The following is a 22844-nucleotide window of genomic DNA, read 5'->3' as shown; positions in this document are numbered from 1 at the left end:
CCGACAGCGCAGTGTCAGTAACAGTCGTGCCGCCGCTAGGCTGGCGGGCCAAGTTTCCCCCGCCGGGCCAGCAGCACCCAGATGCCCGGCAGGCTTGCCACCAGGATGACCAGACCAAAGGCGATGCTTGCGGCGATCCCTGCTTCGGCCTGTGCGCCGATCACCGGCCAGATCGCGGCGGCGGCCCCTTCGCGCAGCCCCCAGCCGCCGACCGAGAAGGGAATCATCATCGCCGTCAGGATCAGCGGCAGGATCGTCACGGTTTCGGCAAAGGACAGAACTGTCCCCGTCGCCCGCGCGCAAAGCGCGAAACTGCCCAGATTGCACGCAACGATCAAAAGGCTGAGCACGACCTGCCGGGGCCAGACCCTTGGTGCCAGCAACCCCAGCCGCAGGGCTGCAACAAACCCCGCCGTCATCCGCGCGACCCGGCCTGGCACTGCCAGCAGGACCCCACCTGCGATCACCACCCCCAGCAAGCCCAGCGCCAGCCAACCCACGAAGTCGGACAGCCATTCCGGCAGGTTCAGCCCGCCGGGCCGCAGCACCACGACGAATACACCCAGAAAAAGCACCGAAAACAGCGCCACCTGCCCTACCAACCGTTCCAGCACCACAGCCTGTGCCGCGCGCAGCATCCCGGCCTGATGGCGCTGGCGGACCGCCCGTCCTGCATCGCCCAGCACGCCGCCCGGCACGGCAAGATTGACAAATTGCGACAGGTAATATTCACCGATCGCATCGCGCCTGCGCATCGGCTGATCCAGTTGTGCCGCCGTCAGCCGCCAGCGGAGCGCCGACAGCAGGACCTGCCCATGCGCGGTGGCCAGTGCGGCAAGCAACCACGGCCATTGCGTCTGGGCAAGAAGCGTCACGACCTGCGGTCCGTCGGTCAATTGCCACAGCAGCGCAAGAAGCGCTGCAGTCACCGCCAGGCGCAGGGCGGCGCTTGCTGTCTTGCCGGTCGGGAACTTTTGGGCGGAATCTGCGTTGAACATCGCTTGAGATATCTACCGCTGTTGCCCGATTGCAAGCGTCACGATTGGTTTTTGCCGGATTTTCTGGACCTTGGCACGGTTCCTTCTATCTTCGTTGAATGAATATGAATGCGTTGATCCCTGAACCGGCACTGACCTCCACGCGCGGCGCAACCCTGCGCCTGCGCGATCTGGTCAAGCGCTATGGGCCGGGACCTGCGGCGGTGGACAAGATTGATCTGGATGTCGCGGCCAATGAATTCGTCGTGCTGGTTGGCCCGTCGGGATGCGGTAAATCCACGACGCTGCGCTTGATCGCGGGGCTGGAAGAGGCGTCAGAGGGCACCATCGAAATTGCGGGCGAAAAGGTCAACGATCTGGGGGCCGCGGCGCGCGATGTGGCGATGGTGTTCCAGAATTACGCGCTTTATCCGCATATGAACGTCGCGCAGAACATCGGCTTTGGCCTGCGCCGCCGGGGGGCATCGCGAGCTGATGCGAAAAAGGCGGTGGCCGAAGCTGGGGAAATATTGGAACTGTCCGACCTGATGCACCGCCTGCCCGGCGATCTGTCGGGTGGCCAGAAACAACGCGTCGCGATGGGCCGCGCGATTGTGCGCCAGCCGCGCCTGTTCCTGTTCGATGAACCCCTGTCCAACCTCGACGCCCGTCTGCGCCTGACGATGCGCACTGAAATCAAGCGTCTGCATGCCCGCGTGCCGACCACCACGATCTATGTCACCCATGACCAGACCGAGGCGATGACGATGGCGGACCGTGTCGTCGTGATGAACGCAGGCAGGATCGAACAGATCGGCACGCCGATGGAAATCTACGATGCGCCCGTCTCGCGTTTTGTCGCGGGTTTCATCGGCGCGCCTGCGATGACCTTTGCGGATGGTGTGCTGGACGATCATGGCCTGACGCTTGCGACCGGCGCGCATCTGCCCTGCGCGGTGCAACATCGCGGCCCCGTCACATTGGGCCTGCGGCCCGAGGCGTTGACGCTGGGCGATACCGGATTGCCAGCAACCCTCGATATGCTGGAACCTTTGGGGGCGGAAACGCTGGCGCTGTGGCAGACAAAGGCGCTGGGGCCGGTCTGGGTCCGCATGGCCCCCGACCCCGCCCTGCGCCCCGGTGCCAGCACCCATCTGCTGCCCGACATGACCCGTGCCCATCTGTTCGACGCCGCAACAGGGCGGCGCGTGAACTAGAACATTCAACAGGAGAATTCGATGCGTTTTGCCCTTGCCTACCCTTTGACCGCAGCACTTGCCCTGACCGCCTCTGGCACCAGCGCGCAAGACCTGATCACCCGCGACCGTGTCGGCCCCGCGGATGCGCCCAATGTTATGACGTTCCGTCTGACCGCCTTCGATCTCTATTCCTCCGACGATGCGACACGGGAATTCTTTGAGGAACGGTTTTTGGAGCTGATGGCCGAATATCCCGACTGGCGGATCGAGACGCAGTTGCAGACCGACAATATCGGGCAGGAACAGGCGCGGATGCTGGAACAGGTGCGCGCCGGGCGCGGGCCGGATTGCGCGATGATCGACAGCTCGCAACTGGGTCTGTTCAAATCGGCGGGGGTGCTGTCGCCGATGAACGATCATTTCACGCAGGATCAGATCGACGATCTGTTCCCCTTCGTGCGCGACGGTGTCAGCGATGCCGATGGCAATGTGCTCGCCTGGTGGTGGTTTACCAGCCTGCAGGTGCTGTATCGTGATGCGTCCCTGGTGCCGGATGCGCCCGAAACATGGGAAGATTTGCAGGCCGCCGCCCTGACGACGGTCGAGGCCGGGCGCGAAGGTGTCTTGTTCAACGGCGGACGCTGGGAAGGCACGGCATTCGACTGGCTGCCGAATTTCTGGGCGCAGGGTGGCGAACTGGTCGATGCCGACGGTCGCCCGGTGTTTAACGAAGGTGACAACCGCGACAAGATGCTGGCGGCGATCAATTTCTACAAAGATCTGGTTGATGCCGGTGCCGCACCTTCGCGGGTGACGACGATCATCAATTACGATGAATTCAACGCCGCCGCTGCCGCTGGCACGGCCGGTCTGTTCATCGGGGGCAACTGGCAATATGGCCAATTACGCGGGACCCTGTCTGAGGATGACTTTGCAAACTGGGAATTGTCCGAACTGCCTGGCCCGACGGCCGATCAACGCGCGACTGGCACCGGCGGATGGACTATCGGTGCGTTCAGCGATGATGCGACCGCGGTCGAAATCTGCGCGCGGATGGCCTACGAAATCTACGCCACCGAAGGTAACGCCTTCCAGGGACTGCTGCCCACATCCGCGGGTCTTTATGACGACTATGATGCCTTTGACGGACTGGAATACGACGCCTTCGCCGAAGCCTTGGTAAACGGTGTGGCCCGCCCCGGTGCCGCAATCTATCCCGAGATCAGCAATCAGCTGCAGGTCTTGCTGGGCGATGTGCTGTCAGGCTCTGCCACGCCGGAGGCCGCTTTGGACGCTGCCGCCGCTGCGGTCGATGCCGCCTATGCGCGCCTGTAACCGATGACCAACGACAGGCGTGTCTGGTTCTGGTTCGCGCCTGTCCTTGTGGTGCTGGGTGGGGTTTATCTGATCCCGGTTGCAGACGTCATCCGGTTCAGCTTCAGCGACGCGACCCTGCTACGCCCGATCACGGGCTATGGTCTGGACGGATATAGTGCCGCCTATAATGACGATTCTCTGGGCGTGGTGCTGCGCAATACGGGCGTGTTCACCCTGCTGTCTGTTGTCAGCCTGCAAGCGATGGGGCTGGCGATCGCCCTGCTGCTGGTGCGCGGCGACCGACGCAAGCTTTACGGCATGGGTGCCTTGCGCACCATAGTGCTGGCGGCTTGGGTGATCCCCGGGATCGCCAACGGCTTGATCTGGCAGATGCTGTTTTCCGAGGCGCCGTTCGGCGCGATCAATTCCACCCTGCGCCTGATCGGGCTTTCCCCCGTTGCATGGCTGTCCGATCCCGGTAATGCGATGATTTCGGCGGTGATCGCCAATGTCTGGCAAGGATCGGCCTTTTCGATGATCGTGTTCTATGCCGCAAGGCGCGCGGTCGATCCGGTGTTGTACGAAGCTGCATCTGTCGACGGGGCCAGCCCGATGGCGCAATTCATCTTCATCACCATACCTCAGATGCGCGGGGCTTTGCTGGTCAACAGCATCCTTGTGACGATCCAGACGTTAAACACATTCGACACGATCCTGGCACTGACCGGGGGCGGACCGGGACGCGCGACAGAGGTGTTGTCGCTCAACATCTTCAACCGCGTCTTTTACAGCTATGATCTGGGCGGCGGCTCTGCGCTGGCGGTGCTGTTGCTGGCGATCAGCATGGCGCTGACGCTGATCTATTTGGCGGTCCTGATGCGCAGGGGCGCGCGATGACCCCGCGTATGGGCGACAGGCTGACCTATCTGGCGGGGATCGTGCTGGCGGCGCTGTTCCTGCTGCCCCTGTTGTGGCTGGTATCGCTGTCGCTGCGCACCCCGGCAGAGGTGTATCTGGGCGCAGCACGGTTCATCCCCGAAAACCCCACGCTGGACAATTTCCGCCAGATCCTGACCGACCGTGCCTTTGGCATCTACCTGTGGAACGCGGTCAAGCTATGCGCGCTGGGGGCTTTGGGCGCGGTGATCGTGGCCACCCCCGCCGCCTATGCCGCATCACGATTCAGCTTTCGCGGCAAGGGTCCGGTGATGGTGGGCATCCTGATGGTGCAGATGATCTCGCCCCTTGTCGTGATCATCCCGCTTTACCGCTATCTTGACCGGCTGGGACTGCTGGAAAACCATGCGTCGGTGATCGCCGTCTATATGGCCATTGGCGTGCCGCTGTCGGTCTGGCTGATCAAGGTAGGGTTCGACACGATCCCCAAAGCGCTGGAAGAAGCCGCCGCCATCGACGGCTGCACAAGGTTCGAAATCCTCTGGCGGATCACACTGCCCTTGGCATCCCCAGCGCTGGCATCGGCCTTCATCCTGAACATGATCATGGGCTGGTCGCAGTTTCTGGTGCCCTTCATCCTGCTGACCCGCGACGGGCAATTGCCGATTGCCGTGGCGATCTACAATTTCGCTGGGTCAAGTTCTGCGTCAACCACGCAACTGCTGGCCGCGGCCTGTCTGGTGGCCGTGGTCCCGGCGCTGGCAGCGTTCCTCGCGCTGCAACGGCTGATCGTGCGGGCGATCATGGCAGGGGCGGTCAAGGGTTAGGACACCCGGGACAGGTGATGGGTGATTGCCTTGCGCAGCATATGAAAGGCAGCCCCGGTTGACCCGGATGCGGCATTCGTGTCAGACACCCGGCGTTCAGAATGCCCCGGCGCGCTGGCGCCGGGCAGGCCGAAGAAAGAATTCATGGCTTTCACCCTGCGCCGCAATCACCACCGCGATCTTGCCCCCTTGGCGTCAATGCTGCCAGACGCGGAGATTCCGTTGCTCAATCCGAATGCGAAAGTTCCATTTGATGTGATTGAATGGCATCAAAAGTGGCTTGGTGAGCCTGATGACGTCTCCTTTTACCTTCAGGATGCAGCAGGACGGGACGTGGGATTTTTCGCCCTGCGGGTGGGTGTCGGGCCAGAGGTGCGGCACCTCACCTATGTCTATGTCACCCAAGAGGCGCGCGGCGGTGCTGCGGCAGAACTGACCGAATATGTGGAACAGGCGGCGCAGGCATTAGGCGCATTGGTAGTGACCTTGAAGGTGGAAATCGACAATGCGCCGGCCTTCAATGCCTATCTCTCGGCCGGATACAAGGAACTCTCCCGCCGGAATGGCATGGCCACGACGCGGCTGGATCTGGAGGAACGCCTTGCCCCGTAAACCTGTCGGCATGCCCGGACCGCATCAAGCTGCTGACGGTCATTTGCTGCGACAGTCACAACATGAGGCTATGGACCCTGGCGCCGTGTCGGGTACCGACAACCGTACCGATGCTGCGTGGCACCCAAGGTCGGCAGTGAGCCCACGGACGGTCAATGGCACTCGCCGACCCCAAGGCTATCTGCCATGCTCTATACATGTCTGAATGACAGCGGGAGTATGACGGGATGGGAATGGTGTTGGCAACTGCTGCCGGGGTCGACTCGCGACTTTTCTATTTTATTCCACTTTCCACACTGTTCACTGTCCTGACACTGTCGCTTCTGGCTTGGACTATCGGCGACATCAGTCTTCAGGCCGCACTGGGCGGGTGGAGAGTGTTTCTTCCGTTCGCCGTCCTGCTGATGCCAATGACGCTGCCTCCGGCGCTTGCGAGTTGGGTCCTGGCCAGACTCCTGTTCTGGAAAGCAGGCACGAGCGAACACACCGCCGCAGCGCTTTCCGGCGTAATATCGGGTTTAGCTGCAATGGCAATTCCCGCATTGATGTCTCCATATACTGCAAACGCGCTCTCAGGCGCATTGGTGCTCGGTCTGGTTGCTGGCGTGTCTGGAGGCCTTGCCGCCTATATCGTATATTGGGACGGCTGGAAAAAGTAGCGTCCGAAGATTAGCGCCAACGTCCGCTCCGTCCCACACAGCACACTCCTACGGCACACCCGTCGAAAACGCCCGCAGGAACCTGTCGCGAAACAGATCCATCGACCAGGCGGGCAAATCGTCGTCTGGCAACATTCCCGGTGTCCAGCCCCAGTGGCCGGTCATCGCGACCAGATCGCGGGGGCCGATCACATGCACCGGCACGTCGAAGCTCGGGCCGCCCGAGACGAATTCCGCAGGCTGATGATCGCCCAGAATGATGAACAAAGGCATATCCTCGCCTTGTCGGGCGACATAGGAAAAGCTGGCTTGCAAGGCATAATCCACCGCCTGACGGTACTGGTCACGCACCCGGTCGTGATCGCGCCAGACCACATTGGGCGGATCGTCCGATTGCGCCATTTCGTTGAAGACGGTGCCATCGCCGACATCGTCCCAGTCGATCATCTGCGGCACCGGCACCCATGGCGCATGCGATGAAATCAGCGAGATTTCCGCAAACAAGGGCCGCCCGTCGCGCGGTGCCTGCGCCAGCAGCCTATCATAGGCGGTCAGGGTGAACTGATCGGGCATCGTGACCCAGTTAAAGGGCAGGCCTTGATAGCCCAGATCATCCTTGGCCAGGATCGTTTCGAACCCGATCCGTTCTCCCTCGGGCCAGGCGCGGCTGATGGCCGGCACGACGGTGGCGGTGTGATACCCGGCTTCGGTCGCCAGGTCGAACAGGGTCTTGCGCGGGCTGGCCAGCAGCGCGCGATAGCGGATCTGATCGCTGATCCACAGACCTGACGCGATGGATGCATGCGCAAGCCAGCTTAGCCCGCCGATCATCGGCGCGGTCATCCAGCCGGACCGCATGGCGATGCCGTCGATCCCGGCCAGCTCTGTCTCTGCCGCTTGCAGGGTCGCGCTGTGTGTGGCGATGTAAAGCGGGTTGTCGAAACTCGCGCGGCCATAGCTTTCGATATAGATGAACACGACATCATGACCATCCAACCTGTCGAACAAGGGGCTGGCCGCGGCGAATGGGTCGCTTTGGGCGGCTTCGACAAAAGTGACAACCTCGGCCCGCGTGACGCGGTAAAGGTCGATACGATCATAGGCCAGCCGGGCGGTAAAGGCGGCGCCGGGTGGCTGGAACGGCAGGGTCCAGACCCGCTTGGCAGCGCCGATCTGGCCGATCATCAGCGCGGCAGCAGCGATGGTCAGTACCGCGAACCCGCCACGCCAGACAGGGGGCAATGACACCCGCGCCCAGCGCCCCGTCGCCCACCATAGCAGCGCCGCAATCCCGAACGGCAGCAGCACCGCGCCAATCGCGGCCAGCCCGCCCAGCACGGGGCCCAAAGTGCCAATCCCAAGCTCGAACCCGGCCCTGATCAGGCCCATATCGGTGGCCGGGTTGAACACCCGGTTATAGGCGACAAAATTGGCGTAATCGGCGATTTTCAGCAGGCATACGAGCGTCAGCAGCGTGACCAGCACCGCGCGCAATATGCGCGCCCGCCCGGGCCATGCCAGCAGCAGCGCAAGGATCACCGGCAATTCCAGCGGCACCAACCGCAGGGCGCCCCAAGTCATCGCATTTGGATGATTGGGCTGGATCAGCACCAGATGCAGCAGGGCTGCCGCCAGGGCCAGACCGGCAAGGCGGCGGATGTCAAATGTCATGCCGCACGTGTCTTCCAAAGATAGCGGATGTCAACGCCAAAGGACCACACGACACCCGCCAAGGCCCCTGCCGCGATCAACAGCGCGGTCCCGCCGCTGACCACCGGTGCGATCAGCGCGGTCAGCGCCGCGATCTGGATCACGCACATGACCTTGCCGCTGAACCGTGCAGGTGTTGAACGGTTCAGCCAAGGAAACACCCACGTCGCCACCACGAACAAATAGCGCATTATTCCCAGAAGGATTACCCATTCGCCCACCTTGCCCATCTGCATCACGATCCGCGCGAGGATCAGGGCAAGGACCGAATCCACCTCCATATCGAACCTTGCGCCAAAGCGGCTGATCAGCCCCGCGCGGCGCGCGGCCCAGCCGTCGATCCCGTCACAGGCCAATGCGATTGTGGCAATCGCCACCACGCTCCACGCCAGAAACGGGTCGCCCGCGACAGCCGCCACATTGGGCAGGACGGCGGCCAGCCCGGCGATCAGGGTGGCACGAAAATGGGTGACGATGTTGCACAGGCCCAGCCGGGCATGCGGGTAATTCCGGATCAACCCCCACAACAGTACCGCGTTGACCACCAGATAAAGCCCGAAGGCCAGTAAGGTACCCAGCCCTGCGCCGCGGCCCAGCAAGCCAAACACCAACAGTGCCAGAAGACCCAGATTGACACCCGCAAGCACGGCAAAACGACGCAACAGCCCCACCAGCAGCGGAACCGGCAATCTGCGGCGATCATCGACCGCGGCGGTATGGGGATGTGTAACAACCATGTGACCAGACATAGCGTTGCTTGGCGCGTGTCAACGGCGATCATCTGTCCTGTTGACACAAGTGCTTGATCCGCATCTGCTTGCCCCATGCTGCGAAAGGAGGATCAGATGCAAAAAGGCTATCGGCGACCCGCCCGGGTACTGCACTGGCTTCTGGCGGTGATCGTGATCGCAATGTTGCCGGTCGGCGGGATCATGGTGACCGAAGGGCTGGACCGCGCCACGCAGAACCTGTTGTTCATCCTGCACAAGAATACCGGCGTGCTGATCCTGCTGCTGATGCTGGTCCGGTTGCTCTACCGCCTGACGCATCCGCCTTCGCCCTTGCCCGCTTCGGTCCCCGGCTGGCAAAGGCGCGCTGCAGGCCTGTCGCATCTGGCACTTTATATCATGGTCTTTTTCATGGCGATCACCGGCTATATCCGTGTGACCATGGGCGGCTTCCCGATCGAGGCTTTGGAGGCCATCGGCCTGCACCCGCTTTTGCCGCGCAACGAAGCCGTGGCGGAAATCGCCAAGACCCTGCATTTCTATGGTCGCTACGTCCTGATCGCGATACTCGCGCTGCATATCGCCGCGGCGCTGCATCACGCGCTGATCCTGCGCGACGGCGTGTTTGGACGGATCTGGCCGTTCTGGCGGGCCTGACAACTTCTTTTTTCCAAAAATACGGAGCCTGTCCCGAACTTGATCCGGGGGAGGTGAGGCCCGGACTCCGTCCGGGACGAGGGCAGCGCCCCGTTACCCCACCACAACACTTGCAGTCAGCGGCAGATGATCCGACGCCGCGCGGATCGCAGCCGTGTCCAGCGCGCGCAGATCACGCACCGCACCCGCCCTGTCCGACAAGATCCGGTCCAGCGGCAAGACCGGCCAATGCGCCGGAAAGGTCCGCCGCGCGCCGCCCTCAAACCGCCGCCCCAACAGGGGCTGCGCAAATGCCAGACCCAGCCAGGGCCGCCATTCATTGAGATCGCCCAGCAGGATCGTCTGCATCGGCGGCCTGCGGCGCAGATATTGGCCGATGATCCGCATCTGCACCATGCGCAGCGGCTGCGACAAGGACAGATGCGCGGTGATGATCCGCACAGGCACACCGCCCAGCCCGACATCCACAACCACAGCGCCACGGTGACAATGGCCGGGCAGATCAATCACATCGCGACCCGTCACACTGATCGCGGGGTGCAGAAACAGGATCGCCCCCAGAAAGCCGTGGCTTTGCGCGCCCCAGCGCATCTCGGGGCTGTCGTGGACATGGCGCAGCCCGGTGGCCGCTGCGATCCGGTCCAGATCAAGGAGACCGGCATGCGGCGGGCATTCGCCGTCGGCCTCTTGCAGGGCCAGCACCTGATGGCGGCCCACAGGGCTGACGTCACGGGCCAATGTTGCAACCACCCGGTCCGGGTCGACCTGGCCATCGCTTCCGCGGGCGCGGTGCACATTCCACGTCGCGCAGGTAAGTATCGGCAAAGATGCGCCTTTCATACGGATTTCACACCCTGATGGCATGCGGCGGGCGGGTCCGAAATGCAAAACTCTGTGTGATGACCAGCAAAGCCTTGCCGCAGTGGGGCCTGCGGCATTGTGCGCTTGGGTTTTGCTGTTAAAGTTGCGCAAAAATCATAAGGGGCAGAACATGAGCATCAACCGCCGTTTCATCATTGCAGGGCTTGGCGCCAGCTGGCTGGCCGGTTGCGCCACCAATCCCGGCGCGGTCGCCAACACGCCACCGCGCGCAACCGCCACCCCCAGTGACCTTTTGCCGCAGCGCGATGCGGGTTATGACGCCTGGGTGGCGGGGTTCCGTGGTCGCGCGACCGGACAAGGCATCACGCCCGCGACCTTTGACGCCGCATTCCGCAGCGGGGGCTTTCTGCCCGGTGTCGTCAGCCGCGACCGCAACCAGACCGAATTCCGCCGCACGCTGGAGGATTATCTGGCCATCGCCACCTCGGATGAACGCATCACCAAAGGCCGCGCCGCCTATGCCCGCCATGCGCCCGTTCTCAACGCGATCGAGGCGCGCTATGGCGTGAGCCGTTATATCGTGACGGCGATCTGGGGGCTGGAAAGCTTTTATGGCGAACGACAGGGCGATATTCCCGTCATCGCCGCCACATCCACCCTTGCCTATGAGGGACGGCGCGGTGCGTTTTTCGAGGCACAGACACTGGCCGCTTTGCGCATCCTTCAGGCGGGCGATATCACGCCGGCGCGGATGACCGGGTCTTGGGCCGGGGCGATGGGACATACGCAGTTCATCCCCACGACATTCGCGCAATTCGCAGTGGATTTCACCGGCGACGGGCGGCGTGATATCTGGGCGGATGATCCATCGGATGCTTTGGCCAGTGCCGCCAATTATCTGGCGCGCAGCGGCTGGCAGACCGGCACGAGTTGGGGGCGCGAAGACCCGAATGGCGCGCTGGAGCCGCAGCCGGGCGGGCCACGCTTTACCACCACGGCCAATTTCCGGGCGATCAAACGCTACAACAATTCGGATTCTTACGCGATCGGCGTCGGCCATCTGGCCGACCGCATCGCAGGCGGTGGCCCCTTGCAGATGCCGTTCCCGCCGGACCGGTTCGGCCTGACCAAACCGCAACGTATCGCCCTGCAGAACGGCCTGACCCGGCGCGGGTTCGACACGCAAGGCGCAGACGGCGTGATCGGTGCCAATACCACCCGCGCGATCGAGGGTTTCCAACGCAGCCAGGGATTGCCCGTCACGGGTGATCCGTCACCGGCGCTGCTGCGCCTGGTGTCCTGAACCATCGCCGCAACGGGTAAACCGTTGCGGCATCCCCTCAGGCAGCGACAGCGGGCTGGCGCAGGTCTGTCAGCACATCGGCAGCAATCTGGAACGATCTGATCCGCGCGGCAGGGTCATGGATCATGCCGGTCAGCATCAGCTCATCCGGCTGATAGGTCGCGATCAGGTCCTTCAGACCGGCCCTGACCGTCGCCGCCGACCCGGTGGCCGATATGGCAAGCGCCTGCTGCACCTGTGTCAATACCTGCGGTGAAACCTGTGCCGCCACATCATGCGTGGGTAACGGCAACTTGCCGGGTTTGCCGCCGAACAGGCGGGCAAAGGCCAGAACCTGCGATGACCGCAGATAGGCCGCTTCTTCATCCGTTTCGGCGGCACAGACGCCTGCCGCGATCATCACATAGGGCCGGTCCAGATGCTCCGATGGCCGGAACGTGCGGCGGTACACGTCCAGCGCCTGATCCAGCATTGCCGGTGCGAAATGCGACGCAAAGGCATAAGGCAGTCCCAGATGCGCCGCGAGCTGCGCGCCATAAAGGCTTGATCCAAGAATCCACACCGGCACATGAGTGCCATTGCCGGGGATCGCACGCACCGGTGCCGTGTCAGGGTTATCGCCGAAATAACCGATCAGTTCCTGCACATCCTGGGGAAAGCTGTCTTCGGGGGCCATGTGGCGGCGCAGCGCGCGCGCGGTCGTCATGTCGCTGCCCGGCGCGCGCCCAAGCCCCAGATCGATCCGTCCGGGGTAGAGCGTGGCCAATGTGCCGAATTGTTCTGCGACAACCAGTGGCGCATGGTTGGGCAACATGATGCCCCCTGCCCCCAGCCGGATGGTTTCCGTGGCTGCCGCGACATGCCCGATCACCACCGCCGTGGCCGCGCTGGCAATGCCGGGCATATTGTGATGTTCGGCGAGCCAATAGCGGTGATAGCCCGCAGCCTCTGCCGCGCGCGCCAGATCGACGGTGCCCGCCAGGGCATCGGCAGTGGTCCGGCCTTCGGGCACCGGGGAAAGGTCAAGAAGTGAAAAATGCTGCATCATAGCCTCCGTTCAGGGCTTAGCTAAGCATTGCCTGTACAAACGCCAAGACCAGCCATCCAATCCGTGACCGCACTCGGCAACCCGTGCAAATGCCGCGCGCCCACTGACGGTCCAACGCAGCAATCGGGTACATTTGATTATGACCTATCCACGAAAAACCGCAGCGCTGTCGCCAAAACGGAAACGTCATGGTGATAATTGCGATCGATGCCAATCTCACCAATCACATTCTGATTCGGAGCGTTGTAAAGGAGTTTCAGTGCAGATTCGGAAACCACTCGCCCGGATAAGCAAAGACTTGCCTGAATTTTGCCACTATGTCAGAGTTAAACTTGATTAAGTATTTTGCGACAGACCCAGCGTGTGTCGTTTTTCATTTTGCCGATCAGAAACGAGGAGGCGCGGCCGTGCAGCGACCGTTCAGCCATTTCAACAAGAATTTTGGTAAGAATACTCTCCGCGACGAAACCGGATCCATGACGATTTTTGCGATGTTCATATTCGTGATCATCCTGATTGTCGGTGGGATGGCCGTGGATATCATGCGCTATGAAAACAAGCGGGTGCATTTGCAGAATACCGCCGACCGCGCCGTGTTGGCCGCTGGCAGCCTGCGCCAGCCCAATGATCCAGAAGAGGTGGTGCGCGAATATTTCCGGCGCGAAGGGCTGGAAGATAATTTGCAGAATGTCGAGATTGTCGAAGGCCTGAACTTCCGCCGGGTGAATGTGCAGACAGCCAATGTCCTGCCGACGATGTTCATGAAATTCCTGGGCATCAGCGAATTGAACATGACCCCGGTCAGCGCCTCCGAGGAACGCTATAGCAAGGTTGAAGTGTCACTGGTGCTGGATCTTTCCAATTCGATGAACCAGCAAAACAGGATTCAGAACCTGCGGATCGCGGGCCAGGATTTTATCGACACTCTGTTTGAGAACGCCGAACCGGGTCAGGTTTCGGTCTCGATCATCCCTTATACGGGGCAGGTCAACCTGGGGCCGGACCTTGCCGAATACTTCACCATCGCGCCACCCATCCCGCAGTCGCAGTGCGTCGAATTCTTGGGAACATCTTTCAATTCGATTTCCATCGCACCGTTTTCCACGCTGATCGGCGCTGGCACTTTCGATCCGTGGCACACTACAATCAACCCGCAGATGTTCTTTTGCCCGATCCATTCTGGCGGAACGAGCGAGATTGTCACCTATTCCGGCAATCCCGCCTTTTTGCGCAACCGAATCGCAAACCTCGTGGCCGATGGCAACACATCGATCGATATCGGTGTGAAATGGGGTGCGGCCTTGCTTGATCCGACGATGCGGCCCGTGATCACCGGAATGGTCGCCGACGGCAAAGTCCCCGACGACTTTCTCGGGCGTCCGCTGGATTATGACGATCCCGACGTGCTGAAGGTGATGGTGATCATGACTGACGGTGAAAACTGGGATCAATTTCATATGCACCCGGATTACCGGACAGGCGAAGCACCTGTCTTTGTAGACCCGTCCAATGGCTATCTGTCTATTCATCATCCGACATATTCGGGAAGCAACAACAAGTATTTCGTCTATGACGTACCAGGGCGAAAGGTTGTCGGTTGGCAAAGCAGACCTTCGGGGTCGATCAGTGCCACTAACCTGGGGGTGGTCCAGCGGTTAAGCTGGGATCAGGTGTGGACGCGTCACACCGTGCGCTGGGTTGCCAAAAACCTTTACGGCGATCCGCTGGGTAGCAACAATACCCAACGAAACAACATCACCAATTCGTGGATCAATACCTGGTTGTCGACAACTTCGCCGACGCTCAAAAACCAGCGCCTGACCGCAATCTGCAATCAGTTGAAGTTGCGCGAAATCCCGATCTTTACGGTCGCATTTGAGGCGTCACCCGTCGGCGTCGCCTCCATGCAGACATGCGCCACATCCCAAAGCCATTTTTTCGATGTGAACGGCAGCGATATCCGCGGTGCATTCCGTGCGATTGCCGGGACGATCAACAGGCTGAGACTGACACAATGAAGAAAGTCACGAATTTCCTGGCACGGTTTTGCCGCGACGAAAGCGGCACATCGACCGTGGAATTTGTGATCCTCGCGCCGGTCATGTTCACCTTCCTGTTCATGGGGGTAGAGCTTGGCGTGACGATGACACGTCAGGTGCTGCTGGACCGCGGCGTCGATGTCAGCATCCGCGCTTTACGTCTGGGGCATATCCAGAACCCGACCGTGGATTTGCTTCGCGAAAATATCTGCGCCACCACGAGCATGATCCGTGACTGCGAAAGGAACCTGCTGATTGACCTGCGCCGCGTAAGCATGACGACCTGGAACTATCCCACAGGCCAGACGGAATGTATCAACCGCGACGAAGAGATTGATCCAACAACCCAGGTCACCAGCGGCGGCAGCAATGATCTGATGATCCTGCGCGCCTGCCTGATCATCGATCCATTGTTTCCGACCTCGCGTCTGGGGTTGCGATTGCCGCCGGCACCCGGCGGCGGGTACGAGCTGTTTTCGGTGACATCTTTTGTGAATGAACCCAGATGAAGAAATTCATGTCCCGCTTCTGGAAAGACGAAGACGGTGTAATCACCGTCGAAACAGTCATCGCTGTGCCTTTTGTCGCTTTGGCCTTTTTCGCGACCTATGTCTTTTTCGACCTCTACCGCGTGAACACGGCCAGCCAGAAAGCTGCTTATATCGTCGCTGACAGCATTTCGCGGCAAACCGAACCTGTGAATGTGACCTTCATAGAAGGGATGAACACCCTGCATGACATCCTTGCGCGCACCCGCAACACGACCACGATGCGCGTGTCAAGCATCGGCTGGAGCGATCAGAGCGACCGCTATATCGCGATCTGGTCGGTCAATACCGGCCTTGGCCCGGCCTTGGGCGAAACCGAACTGAACGGCCCGATGTCAGCCCGCCTGCCCCCTATTCCGCAGGGCGAGACATTCGTGATGGTGGAAACATCGGTTGATTACACGCCTTTGTTCAATGTGGGCATCGCAGAACAGACCTTCCGTCAGATGATTGTGACGCGACCGCGTTTTGCCCCGCAAGTCGCATTCGACGATGGCTCACAGCTGTTGGAACAGGATTTTGGCCCGGGCAATTGCAACGATGGCCCCAACCTGTGCAGCCCTGCCGGCAGCTAGGCCCTTTGCGTTGCGTCGCTCAGCGTGACGTTGGTCCCCCACCCCTGGCAGGCTGCCTGTAGATCCGTGCGCAGGGGTGCGTCCGTGTAAAACCCGTCAATCTGCGCCAGCGATCCGATCCGGGCGGGGGCGCGTCTGCGGAACTTGGATTGGTCGGCGACCAGAAAGCTGCGCCGCGCCTGCCGCAGGATTGCCTGGCTGACTCCGACCTCCTGAATGTCGTAATCCAGAATATCTCCGTCTTCGTCCAGCGCCGAACAGCTGATGACCGCCAGATCGAATTTGAACTGGCCGATCGCCTGCGTCGTGATCGTGCCCACCAGCCCGGCATCGGCGCGGCGCAACAGACCACCGACGACGATGATTTCGCACTGGGGGTTATCGACAAGGATATTCGCCACGTTCAGGTTATTGGTCAGCACCATGATATCGCGGTGGCCCAGCAGGGCGCGGGCCACAGCCTCGGTCGTGGTGCCGATGTTCAAAAACAGCGAACAGCCGTTAGGGATGTCCCGCACACAGGCCTGCGCGATGGCGGCTTTGGCGGATTCGTTCAGATCGCGGCGGTCCTGATAACCGATATTGGCGACGGTCGACGGCAGGATAGCGCCGCCATGCACGCGCTGCAGCTTGCCCTGATCGGCAAGCTCGGACAGGTCCCGCCGGATTGTCTGCATGGTCACGCTGAAATGCGCAGCAAGGTCTTCGACAATCACGCGCCCGTCCCGACGCGCGATGATCTGGATATCGCGCAAGCGTTCTTCCTGTGACATGGCCAGCCCCCTTTGCCAATTCGCGCGGGCCGCCGAATCGCGCCCGGGAACTGCAATGTTCGTTTTCACGATATTCTGCATCGCCGCGAACCTGCAATACGGAACATAGCAGAAACAAAGCGCTTTTAATTTTTCGCTTACGGTAAAACGAATATCTTTATCCTATAAAACGAAAAAACTTGCGCATCGGCGCGCCTGCCGACTAGGTTTGCCGTGACCGCAATCTTGCCCTTCAAGGACAGAGCAATCATGTCACAACCGGCACCAGACCTTACCGCGACACAGCAGGTGCATGACCTGTTGGTGATCGGCGGTGGCATCAACGGCTGCGGCATTGCGCGCGATGCCGCCGGGCGCGGATTGTCGGTTGTGCTGGCGGAAAAGGGCGATCTGGCGGGGGCGACATCATCGGCCTCGACCAAGCTGTTTCACGGCGGTCTGCGTTATCTGGAATATTTCGAGTTCCGCCTTGTGCGCGAGGCGCTGATCGAGCGTGAAACCTTGCTGCGCGCGATGCCGCATATTTCCTGGCCGATGCGGTTCGTGCTGCCTTATCATCGCGATATGCGTTTCGACAGCGATACACCGACGTCGCGGCTGTTGGGTATTTTCATGCCATGGATGAAAGGGCGCAGGCCCGCCTGGCTGATCCGGCTGGGCTTGTTCCTTTATGACAATCTGGGCGGACGCAAGATATTGCCGGGCACGACAACCCTGACGCTGACGGGCAAAGAGGGCGCGCCGCTGAATGACCGCTTCACCAAAGCCTATGAATATTCCGATGCATGGGTCGAGGATTCGCGCCTTGTCGTGCTGAACGCCCGCGATGCCGCCGCGCGTGGTGCCACGATCATGACAAGGTCAGAGGTGGTGTCGGCCAGCGTCGCGGATGGTATCTGGCAAGTGAAAATCCGGACCGAGGATGGCGAACAGACCATCGCCGCCCGGATGCTGATCAATGCCGCAGGTCCGTGGGTCGGCGACGTCATCCACGGCAGGCTGCGGCTGAACAGCCGCGAGAATGTCCGCCTTGTGCGCGGCAGCCATATCGTGACTCGCAAGCTCTACGATCATGACAAATGCTATTTCTTTCAGGGCAGTGACGGGCGGATCATCTTTGCCATCCCCTATGAGCAGGATTTCACCCTGATCGGCACGACCGATGCCGAACATCACGACCCGTCGCAAACACCCGTCTGTACGGATGAGGAACGCGATTACCTGTGCAATTTCGCCAGCCAGTATTTCAAACGGCCCGTGACCACGGATGACATCGTCTGGACCTATTCGGGGGTGCGCCCGCTTTATGATGACGGGGCCAGTTCGGCGACCGCCGCGACCCGTGATTACACGCTGAAGGTTGATCAATCCGCCGGTGCGCCGGTGCTGAACATCTTTGGCGGCAAGATCACGACCTATCGGCGGCTGGCGGAATCCGCGCTGGATAAGATCGGGACAATCCTGCCGCTGGATAAAGGCAAATGGACCGCAGGCGTCGCCCTGCCGGGGGGCGATTTTCCGCATGACGGTGTGGCGGCTTTGGTGGCGGAACTGCAGCGTGATTACCCCTTCCTGACCGATTTCTGGGCGCGCCGTCTGGCGCGCGCTTACGGAACCGAGGCCCGCGATATCCTGGGGGCTGCAAAAACCGCCACCGATCTGGGCCACGATTTCGGCGCGACCCTGTCCGAGGCAGAGGTCAGTTGGCTGATCACCCATGAATACGCCCGCAGCGCAGAGGACGTGCTGTGGCGACGGTCCAAACTGGGCCTGCGGATGGATCAACACCAGGTGGCGGTGCTGGAGGAATGGACCGCCAACCATGCAAAGAAAGTATTACGCGCCGCAGAATAAAGCAGCGCTTTGAGGGAGGAGAGAATATGTCGCTGGTCTTGGACGGCGTCAGCAAGGTGGTAGAGGGCGCAAGCCATATCTACCCCACGGATCTGACGCTGGAACGTGGCACGATGAACGTGCTGTTGGGCCCGACCCTGTCGGGAAAAACCACGCTGATGCGCCTGATGGCGGGTCTTGATGTGCCTGCGACGGGCCGTATCCTGTGGGAAGACCGCGACGTGACAGGCATGCGCGTGCAGGACCGCAAGGTTGCCATGGTCTATCAGCAGTTCATCAATTATCCGTCGATGACCGTGTTTGACAATATCGCCTCGCCCTTGAAACTGATGGGCCTGAACCGGGCCGAGATTGACCGCAAGGTCCGCGAAACCGCCGATCTGATGCAATTGGGCCCGATGCTGGACCGCAAGCCGCTGGAATTGTCGGGCGGGCAACAGCAGCGCTGTGCGCTGGCGCGCGCCTTGGTCAAGGATGCGGGGCTGGTGTTGCTGGATGAACCGCTGGCGAATCTTGATTACAAATTGCGTGAAGAATTGCGCGCAGAAATCCCCCGGATTTTTGAGGAATCCGGCGCGATCTTTGTCTATGCCACGACCGAACCGGAAGAGGCATTATTGCTGGGCGGCAATGTCGCGACAATGTGGGAAGGCAGGATTACCCAATTCGGCCCCACCCCGTCGGTCTATCGCCAGCCCAAGGATGCGACCACCGCGCGGGTGTTTTCCGACCCGCCGATGAATTTTACCAAAATCGTCAAGGCGGGCGACAAGATCAGCTTTGGCGCAGGCCAGACGGCTGCGGCGACCGGTGCCCTGGGGCAATTGTCGGACGGCACCTATCTGGCGGGGTTCCGCCCCGACCATCTGCATCTGGAACCGAAAGGCCGCGACGGTCTACAGTTTGCCTGCACCTTGCGGGTGACGGAAATCACCGGATCGGAAACCTTTGTTCATCTGGACCATGCCGGCGACCGTTGGGTCGGGCTTATTCACGGTGTGCATCACCTTCAATTTGGCGCGCCGATCAATGTCTGGCTGGACGCCGCCCATGTCTATGTCTTCACCGAAAGCGGCGATCTGGTGGCCCCCGCATCCTATGCGGCAGCGGCCTGAGGAGGACCAATGGCACAAATCACACTTGATAATCTGGCACATTCCTATCTGCGCAATCCCAAGGGCGAAGATGATTTCGCGCTCAAACAGCTCGACCATGTCTGGAAAGATGGCGAGGCTTATGCCCTGCTTGGTGCCTCCGGTTGCGGGAAATCCACGCTGCTCAATATCATCTCGGGTCTTGTTGTGCCGTCACGTGGGCGCATTCTTTTCGGCGACAAAGACGTGACCCGTCAGGACACCGTGGCGCGCAATATCGCACAGGTTTTCCAGTTTCCGGTCGTCTATGACACGATGTCCGTGGGCGACAATCTGGCCTTTCCATTGCGCAATCGCGGCATGGACCCGGCCTATATCGCCGAACGCGTGCAAAAGATCGCATCCATGATCGGGATGGATGATCTGCTGAAACGCAAGGCGCGCGGGCTGACGGCGGATGCCAAGCAAAAGATCAGCCTTGGCCGTGGCATGGTGCGCGAAGACGTGAACGCGATCCTGTTTGACGAACCGCTGACGGTGATCGACCCGCATATGAAATGGGAATTGCGCACGCAGTTGAAGGCGCTGCACAACGAATTCGGTCACACCATGATCTATGTGACCCATGACCAGACAGAGGCGCTGACCTTTGCCGACAAGGTCGTGGTCATGCATGACGGCCGCGTCGTCCAGCTAGGTACGCCCGAGGAATTGTTCGACACGCCAGAACATACCTTTGTCGGCTATTTCATCGGATCGCCCGGTATGAACCTGATCGATGCAGAGGTCGCAGGCGATACCGCCCATTGCGCAGGCCATGCGGTGCCGCTGGGCGGACATTACCGCACGACCCAGGGTCGAATCCAGATCGGCATCCGCCCCGAATTCGTAACCCTGACCGATGGCGAACACGGCCTGCCCGTCACCATCAAACGGGTCGAGGATGTGGGCCGTCACCAGATCCTGCGCGCGGAATTCGCGGGCAAGCCCGTCAACGCGATCCTGCCCGAAGGCTTTGCCGTGCCAGCCGGTGCCAACCGCCTGCATTTCGCGCCAGAGCGGATCAATGTCTATGCCGAGGACTGGCGGATCGCCCCGTTGCAGGCTGTCGCCACCTCTGAACGAAAGGTCGTCTGATGGATAAGGTACAAAACAACAAGGCGTGGTTTCTGGTTCTGCCGGTGCTGGTGCTGGTCGCGTTTTCCGCCGTGATCCCCCTGATGACTGTGGTGAATTATTCGGTGCAGGACACATTCGGCAATAACGTGTTTTTCTGGGAAGGTCTTGGTTGGTTCCGCGATGTGCTGACTTCTGACCGGGTGCATGCGGCACTCGGGCGGCAACTGGCGTTTTCGGGGATCATTCTGGCGATCCAGATCCCGCTGGGTATCGCGATTGCGGTCTGCATGCCCAAACGCGGTTTTTGGGCCTCGGTCTGCCTGGTCTTGATGGCCCTGCCCTTGCTGATCCCATGGAACGTTGTCGGCACGATCTGGCAGATCATGGGCCGCACCGATATCGGACTGGTGGGCTATACGCTTGATCAGGTCGGGATCAGCTGGAACTATGCCCGCAACCCTGTTCATGCCTGGGTCATGGTGGTGATGATGGATGTCTGGCACTGGACGTCGCTTGTCGCGCTGCTGGCCTATGCCGGGCTGCAATCGATCCCGCAGGCCTATTATCAGGCGGCCAAGATCGATCAGGCCAGCCGGTGGAAGGTTTTCCGCTACATCGAATTGCCCAAGATGCAGGGCGTGCTGCTGATCGCGATCCTGCTGCGCTTCATGGACAGTTTCATGATCTATACCGAACCTTTCGTCGTCACCGGTGGCGGGCCGGGTTCAGCGACATCGTTCCTGTCAATCGATCTGGTGAAAATGGCGCTGGGACAGTTCGACCTTGGACCTGCGGCTGCCTTCTCGCTGATGTATTTCCTTGTGATCCTGCTGGTATCCTGGGTGTTCTACACCGTCATGACCAACCTTGATAAAGCGGAGGGCCGGTAACATGGTCGCAACATCCGAAACCTACACAGCCACCACGCGCAAAGCCACTTTGCCAAAGGTGCGCGCCCGCCATGTCGTGATGGTTGTATATCTGATGTTCATGCTGGTCCCGATCTATTGGCTGACCAAGATGAGCCTGCAGACCAACCGCGAGATCCTGGGCGGTTTCACCCTTTGGCCGCAGAACCCGACGCTGGATAATTACCGCGTCATCCTGACGGATCGGTCGTGGTATATCGGCTATATCAATTCGATCACCTATGTGGTGATGAACACGATCCTGTCGCTGGCCGTGGCACTGCCTGCCGCCTATGCCTTTAGCCGCTACCGGTTTCTGGGCGACAAGCACCTGTTCTTCTGGCTGCTGACCAACCGTATGGCACCCCCTGCTGTCTTCGCGCTGCCGTTCTTTCAGCTTTATTCATCCGTCGGACTGTTCGACACCCACATTGCGGTCGCCTTGGCGCATACCTTGTTCAACGTGCCGCTGGCGGTGTGGATTCTGGAAGGGTTCATGCGCGGTGTGCCCAAGGAAATTGACGAGACCGCCTATATCGACGGTTATTCATTCCCGCGCTTTTTCGTGCGGATATTCATGCCACTGATCGCCAGCGGCATCGGGGTGGCGGCGTTTTTCTGCTTCATGTTCTCATGGGTGGAATTGCTGTTGTCGCGCACTCTGACGGCGGTGGATGCGCAACCCATCGCGTCGATCATGACGCGCACAGTGTCGGCCTCTGGCCTTGACTGGGGCGTGCTCTGTGCGGCGGGGGTACTGACAATCGTGCCGGGTGCTTTGGTGATCTATTTTGTCCGTAACTACATCGCCAAGGGCTTTGCCTTGGGCCGCGTGTAAAGGGAGGAACCGTAATGTCATTGGCATGGATGGCCTGGACCGGCCCCACAGCAATCTTTTTCTGCGTGATTGCCACGCTTTTGGTGATCTTCACCATTCTGGGCATCAGATACCCGGAAACGCCACGGCGCGGCATTCTGACGATCGAAACCACACGCGGTGACCGTTTGTTCATCACGCTGCTGGGATCGGCCTTCATCAACGCAGGCTGGCTCGCGATGAGCGGGCAGCCGCAATATTGGGCATTGGGAATTTGCGCGTTCTACGCCGCAGCGGTGTTCCGCTGGGTATGACACGACGCAAAGACGCGCAGGGTGCGCCGCAGGAGGTGCGGCAAGTC

At 60.7% G+C, this 22844-nt stretch carries 24 protein-coding genes; 17 read left to right on the top strand and 7 right to left on the bottom strand.

Annotation, left to right across the window (positions count from 1 at the left end; all coding sequences use genetic code 11):
- Positions 1 to 35 precede the first annotated feature (35 nt).
- Entirely contained in the window at positions 36 to 998 is a 963-nt protein-coding gene (locus ACK4TM_RS02760; RefSeq protein WP_409696363.1) for a YbhN family protein, read from the bottom strand.
- 98 nt (positions 999 to 1096) lie between these two features.
- Between ACK4TM_RS02760 and ACK4TM_RS02755 the strand changes: the two genes are divergently transcribed.
- Genes ACK4TM_RS02755 through ACK4TM_RS02740 form a run of 4 tightly spaced genes read left to right on the top strand, consistent with a single transcriptional unit; the run spans position 1097 to position 5217 of the window.
- A complete protein-coding gene (locus ACK4TM_RS02755; protein ID WP_409696360.1) occupies positions 1097 to 2194 on the top strand; it encodes an ABC transporter ATP-binding protein in 1098 nt (365 codons plus the stop codon).
- 21 nt (positions 2195 to 2215) lie between these two features.
- Complete coding sequence (locus ACK4TM_RS02750; protein WP_409696357.1) at positions 2216 to 3511, top strand: extracellular solute-binding protein; 1296 nt, start codon at positions 2216 to 2218, stop codon at positions 3509 to 3511.
- A 3-nt stretch (positions 3512 to 3514) separates the two neighbouring features.
- Positions 3515 to 4390, top strand: coding sequence for a carbohydrate ABC transporter permease (locus tag ACK4TM_RS02745; RefSeq protein ID WP_409696354.1), 876 nt, complete (start codon positions 3515 to 3517; stop codon positions 4388 to 4390).
- Positions 4387 to 5217: a carbohydrate ABC transporter permease gene (locus ACK4TM_RS02740; RefSeq protein ID WP_409696351.1), complete on the top strand. Its 831-nt coding sequence runs from the start codon at positions 4387 to 4389 to the stop codon at positions 5215 to 5217. Before ACK4TM_RS02745 ends, ACK4TM_RS02740 begins: the two co-directional genes overlap by 4 nt.
- On the opposite strand, the gene ACK4TM_RS02735 is transcribed toward ACK4TM_RS02740, so the two are convergent.
- On the bottom strand, positions 5214 to 5363 hold the full coding sequence (locus ACK4TM_RS02735) for a hypothetical protein (RefSeq protein ID WP_409696348.1): 150 nt from the start codon (positions 5361 to 5363) through the stop codon (positions 5214 to 5216). The genes ACK4TM_RS02740 and ACK4TM_RS02735 overlap by 4 nt on opposite strands.
- Between ACK4TM_RS02735 and ACK4TM_RS02730 the strand changes: the two genes are divergently transcribed.
- The gene (locus ACK4TM_RS02730; RefSeq protein ID WP_409696345.1) at positions 5362 to 5829 is read left to right on the top strand and encodes a GNAT family N-acetyltransferase; all 468 of its coding nucleotides are present in this window, start codon (positions 5362 to 5364) and stop codon (positions 5827 to 5829) included. The two genes, ACK4TM_RS02735 and ACK4TM_RS02730, sit on opposite strands and share 2 nt — an antisense overlap.
- A 233-nt stretch (positions 5830 to 6062) precedes the next feature.
- Entirely contained in the window at positions 6063 to 6488 is a 426-nt protein-coding gene (locus ACK4TM_RS02725; RefSeq protein ID WP_409696342.1) for a hypothetical protein, read from the top strand.
- A 48-nt stretch (positions 6489 to 6536) separates the two neighbouring features.
- On the opposite strand, the gene ACK4TM_RS02720 is transcribed toward ACK4TM_RS02725, so the two are convergent.
- Entirely contained in the window at positions 6537 to 8159 is a 1623-nt protein-coding gene (locus tag ACK4TM_RS02720; protein ID WP_409696339.1) for a sulfatase-like hydrolase/transferase, read from the bottom strand.
- Entirely contained in the window at positions 8156 to 8935 is a 780-nt protein-coding gene (locus tag ACK4TM_RS02715) for a CDP-alcohol phosphatidyltransferase family protein (RefSeq protein ID WP_409696336.1), read from the bottom strand. Before ACK4TM_RS02715 ends, ACK4TM_RS02720 begins: the two co-directional genes overlap by 4 nt.
- A 108-nt stretch (positions 8936 to 9043) precedes the next feature.
- Here ACK4TM_RS02715 and ACK4TM_RS02710 point away from each other — a divergent pair, with 108 nt between their 5' ends.
- Positions 9044 to 9583 carry a cytochrome b gene (locus ACK4TM_RS02710; protein WP_409696333.1) on the top strand — a complete coding sequence of 180 codons (540 nt, stop codon included), beginning with the start codon at positions 9044 to 9046 and terminating at the stop codon, positions 9581 to 9583.
- A gap of 93 nt (positions 9584 to 9676) precedes the next feature.
- Here the strand turns inward: ACK4TM_RS02710 and ACK4TM_RS02705 are convergent, their stop codons facing one another.
- Complete coding sequence (locus ACK4TM_RS02705; RefSeq protein WP_409696330.1) at positions 9677 to 10408, bottom strand: endonuclease/exonuclease/phosphatase family protein; 732 nt, start codon at positions 10406 to 10408, stop codon at positions 9677 to 9679.
- Between the two features lie 166 nt (positions 10409 to 10574).
- Between ACK4TM_RS02705 and ACK4TM_RS02700 the strand changes: the two genes are divergently transcribed.
- Positions 10575 to 11708: a lytic murein transglycosylase gene (locus ACK4TM_RS02700; RefSeq protein WP_409696327.1), complete on the top strand. Its 1134-nt coding sequence runs from the start codon at positions 10575 to 10577 to the stop codon at positions 11706 to 11708.
- A gap of 37 nt (positions 11709 to 11745) precedes the next feature.
- Here ACK4TM_RS02700 and ACK4TM_RS02695 read toward each other — a convergent pair whose 3' ends face one another.
- Complete coding sequence (locus ACK4TM_RS02695) at positions 11746 to 12753, bottom strand: LLM class flavin-dependent oxidoreductase (protein ID WP_409696324.1); 1008 nt, start codon at positions 12751 to 12753, stop codon at positions 11746 to 11748.
- 479 nt (positions 12754 to 13232) lie between these two features.
- Between ACK4TM_RS02695 and ACK4TM_RS02690 the strand changes: the two genes are divergently transcribed.
- Genes ACK4TM_RS02690 through ACK4TM_RS02680 form a run of 3 tightly spaced genes read left to right on the top strand, consistent with a single transcriptional unit; the run spans position 13233 to position 15918 of the window.
- Positions 13233 to 14774 carry a pilus assembly protein TadG-related protein gene (locus ACK4TM_RS02690; RefSeq protein ID WP_409696321.1) on the top strand — a complete coding sequence of 514 codons (1542 nt, stop codon included), beginning with the start codon at positions 13233 to 13235 and terminating at the stop codon, positions 14772 to 14774.
- A complete protein-coding gene (locus ACK4TM_RS02685; RefSeq protein WP_409696318.1) occupies positions 14771 to 15304 on the top strand; it encodes a TadE/TadG family type IV pilus assembly protein in 534 nt (177 codons plus the stop codon). Before ACK4TM_RS02690 ends, ACK4TM_RS02685 begins: the two co-directional genes overlap by 4 nt.
- Positions 15301 to 15918: a TadE/TadG family type IV pilus assembly protein gene (locus ACK4TM_RS02680; protein ID WP_409696315.1), complete on the top strand. Its 618-nt coding sequence runs from the start codon at positions 15301 to 15303 to the stop codon at positions 15916 to 15918. Before ACK4TM_RS02685 ends, ACK4TM_RS02680 begins: the two co-directional genes overlap by 4 nt.
- On the opposite strand, the gene ACK4TM_RS02675 is transcribed toward ACK4TM_RS02680, so the two are convergent.
- A complete protein-coding gene (locus ACK4TM_RS02675) occupies positions 15915 to 16691 on the bottom strand; it encodes a DeoR/GlpR family DNA-binding transcription regulator (RefSeq protein WP_409696312.1) in 777 nt (258 codons plus the stop codon). The two genes, ACK4TM_RS02680 and ACK4TM_RS02675, sit on opposite strands and share 4 nt — an antisense overlap.
- A gap of 249 nt (positions 16692 to 16940) precedes the next feature.
- On the opposite strand from ACK4TM_RS02675, the gene glpD reads away from it, so the two are divergent.
- The 6 genes from glpD to ACK4TM_RS02645 all read left to right on the top strand — a co-directional run bounded on the left by glpD (position 16941) and on the right by ACK4TM_RS02645 (position 22797).
- Positions 16941 to 18545, top strand: coding sequence for a glycerol-3-phosphate dehydrogenase (glpD, locus tag ACK4TM_RS02670; RefSeq protein ID WP_409696309.1), 1605 nt, complete (start codon positions 16941 to 16943; stop codon positions 18543 to 18545).
- Positions 18546 to 18571: 26 nt separating this feature from the next.
- A complete protein-coding gene (locus tag ACK4TM_RS02665) occupies positions 18572 to 19660 on the top strand; it encodes an ABC transporter ATP-binding protein (protein WP_409696306.1) in 1089 nt (362 codons plus the stop codon).
- Between the two features lie 9 nt (positions 19661 to 19669).
- On the top strand, positions 19670 to 20776 hold the full coding sequence (locus tag ACK4TM_RS02660) for an ABC transporter ATP-binding protein (RefSeq protein WP_409696303.1): 1107 nt from the start codon (positions 19670 to 19672) through the stop codon (positions 20774 to 20776).
- Entirely contained in the window at positions 20776 to 21648 is an 873-nt protein-coding gene (locus ACK4TM_RS02655) for a carbohydrate ABC transporter permease (protein ID WP_409696300.1), read from the top strand. Before ACK4TM_RS02660 ends, ACK4TM_RS02655 begins: the two co-directional genes overlap by 1 nt.
- 79 nt (positions 21649 to 21727) lie before the next feature.
- Positions 21728 to 22504: a carbohydrate ABC transporter permease gene (locus ACK4TM_RS02650; protein WP_409696387.1), complete on the top strand. Its 777-nt coding sequence runs from the start codon at positions 21728 to 21730 to the stop codon at positions 22502 to 22504.
- A gap of 20 nt (positions 22505 to 22524) precedes the next feature.
- Positions 22525 to 22797: a DUF2160 domain-containing protein gene (locus ACK4TM_RS02645; protein WP_409696384.1), complete on the top strand. Its 273-nt coding sequence runs from the start codon at positions 22525 to 22527 to the stop codon at positions 22795 to 22797.
- Positions 22798 to 22844 lie beyond the last annotated feature (47 nt).

Source organism: Yoonia sp. (assembly GCF_046292185.1).
In the GTDB taxonomy this organism is placed as follows: domain Bacteria; phylum Pseudomonadota; class Alphaproteobacteria; order Rhodobacterales; family Rhodobacteraceae; genus Yoonia.
The sequence above is the reverse complement of the archived record's forward strand: the minus strand, read 5'-3'. Positions and strand labels throughout refer to the sequence as shown.

Coding starts and splice junctions, on each gene's coding strand:
- ACK4TM_RS02665 (WP_409696306.1), top strand. CDS start 18,572: ATGTCGCTGGTCTTGGACGGCGTCAGCAAGGTGGTAGAGGGCGCAAGC.
- ACK4TM_RS02655 (WP_409696300.1), top strand. CDS start 20,776: ATGGATAAGGTACAAAACAACAAGGCGTGGTTTCTGGTTCTGCCGGTG.
- ACK4TM_RS02715 (WP_409696336.1), bottom strand. CDS start 8,935: ATGGTTGTTACACATCCCCATACCGCCGCGGTCGATGATCGCCGCAGA.
- ACK4TM_RS02680 (WP_409696315.1), top strand. CDS start 15,301: ATGAAGAAATTCATGTCCCGCTTCTGGAAAGACGAAGACGGTGTAATC.
- ACK4TM_RS02685 (WP_409696318.1), top strand. CDS start 14,771: ATGAAGAAAGTCACGAATTTCCTGGCACGGTTTTGCCGCGACGAAAGC.
- ACK4TM_RS02675 (WP_409696312.1), bottom strand. CDS start 16,691: ATGTCACAGGAAGAACGCTTGCGCGATATCCAGATCATCGCGCGTCGG.
- ACK4TM_RS02720 (WP_409696339.1), bottom strand. CDS start 8,159: ATGACATTTGACATCCGCCGCCTTGCCGGTCTGGCCCTGGCGGCAGCC.
- ACK4TM_RS02710 (WP_409696333.1), top strand. CDS start 9,044: ATGCAAAAAGGCTATCGGCGACCCGCCCGGGTACTGCACTGGCTTCTG.
- ACK4TM_RS02730 (WP_409696345.1), top strand. CDS start 5,362: ATGGCTTTCACCCTGCGCCGCAATCACCACCGCGATCTTGCCCCCTTG.
- ACK4TM_RS02650 (WP_409696387.1), top strand. CDS start 21,728: ATGGTTGTATATCTGATGTTCATGCTGGTCCCGATCTATTGGCTGACC.
- ACK4TM_RS02695 (WP_409696324.1), bottom strand. CDS start 12,753: ATGCAGCATTTTTCACTTCTTGACCTTTCCCCGGTGCCCGAAGGCCGG.
- ACK4TM_RS02755 (WP_409696360.1), top strand. CDS start 1,097: ATGAATATGAATGCGTTGATCCCTGAACCGGCACTGACCTCCACGCGC.
- ACK4TM_RS02740 (WP_409696351.1), top strand. CDS start 4,387: ATGACCCCGCGTATGGGCGACAGGCTGACCTATCTGGCGGGGATCGTG.
- ACK4TM_RS02750 (WP_409696357.1), top strand. CDS start 2,216: ATGCGTTTTGCCCTTGCCTACCCTTTGACCGCAGCACTTGCCCTGACC.
- ACK4TM_RS02700 (WP_409696327.1), top strand. CDS start 10,575: ATGAGCATCAACCGCCGTTTCATCATTGCAGGGCTTGGCGCCAGCTGG.
- ACK4TM_RS02690 (WP_409696321.1), top strand. CDS start 13,233: ATGACGATTTTTGCGATGTTCATATTCGTGATCATCCTGATTGTCGGT.
- ACK4TM_RS02760 (WP_409696363.1), bottom strand. CDS start 998: ATGTTCAACGCAGATTCCGCCCAAAAGTTCCCGACCGGCAAGACAGCA.
- ACK4TM_RS02660 (WP_409696303.1), top strand. CDS start 19,670: ATGGCACAAATCACACTTGATAATCTGGCACATTCCTATCTGCGCAAT.
- ACK4TM_RS02735 (WP_409696348.1), bottom strand. CDS start 5,363: ATGAATTCTTTCTTCGGCCTGCCCGGCGCCAGCGCGCCGGGGCATTCT.
- ACK4TM_RS02745 (WP_409696354.1), top strand. CDS start 3,515: ATGACCAACGACAGGCGTGTCTGGTTCTGGTTCGCGCCTGTCCTTGTG.
- glpD (WP_409696309.1), top strand. CDS start 16,941: ATGTCACAACCGGCACCAGACCTTACCGCGACACAGCAGGTGCATGAC.
- ACK4TM_RS02725 (WP_409696342.1), top strand. CDS start 6,063: ATGGTGTTGGCAACTGCTGCCGGGGTCGACTCGCGACTTTTCTATTTT.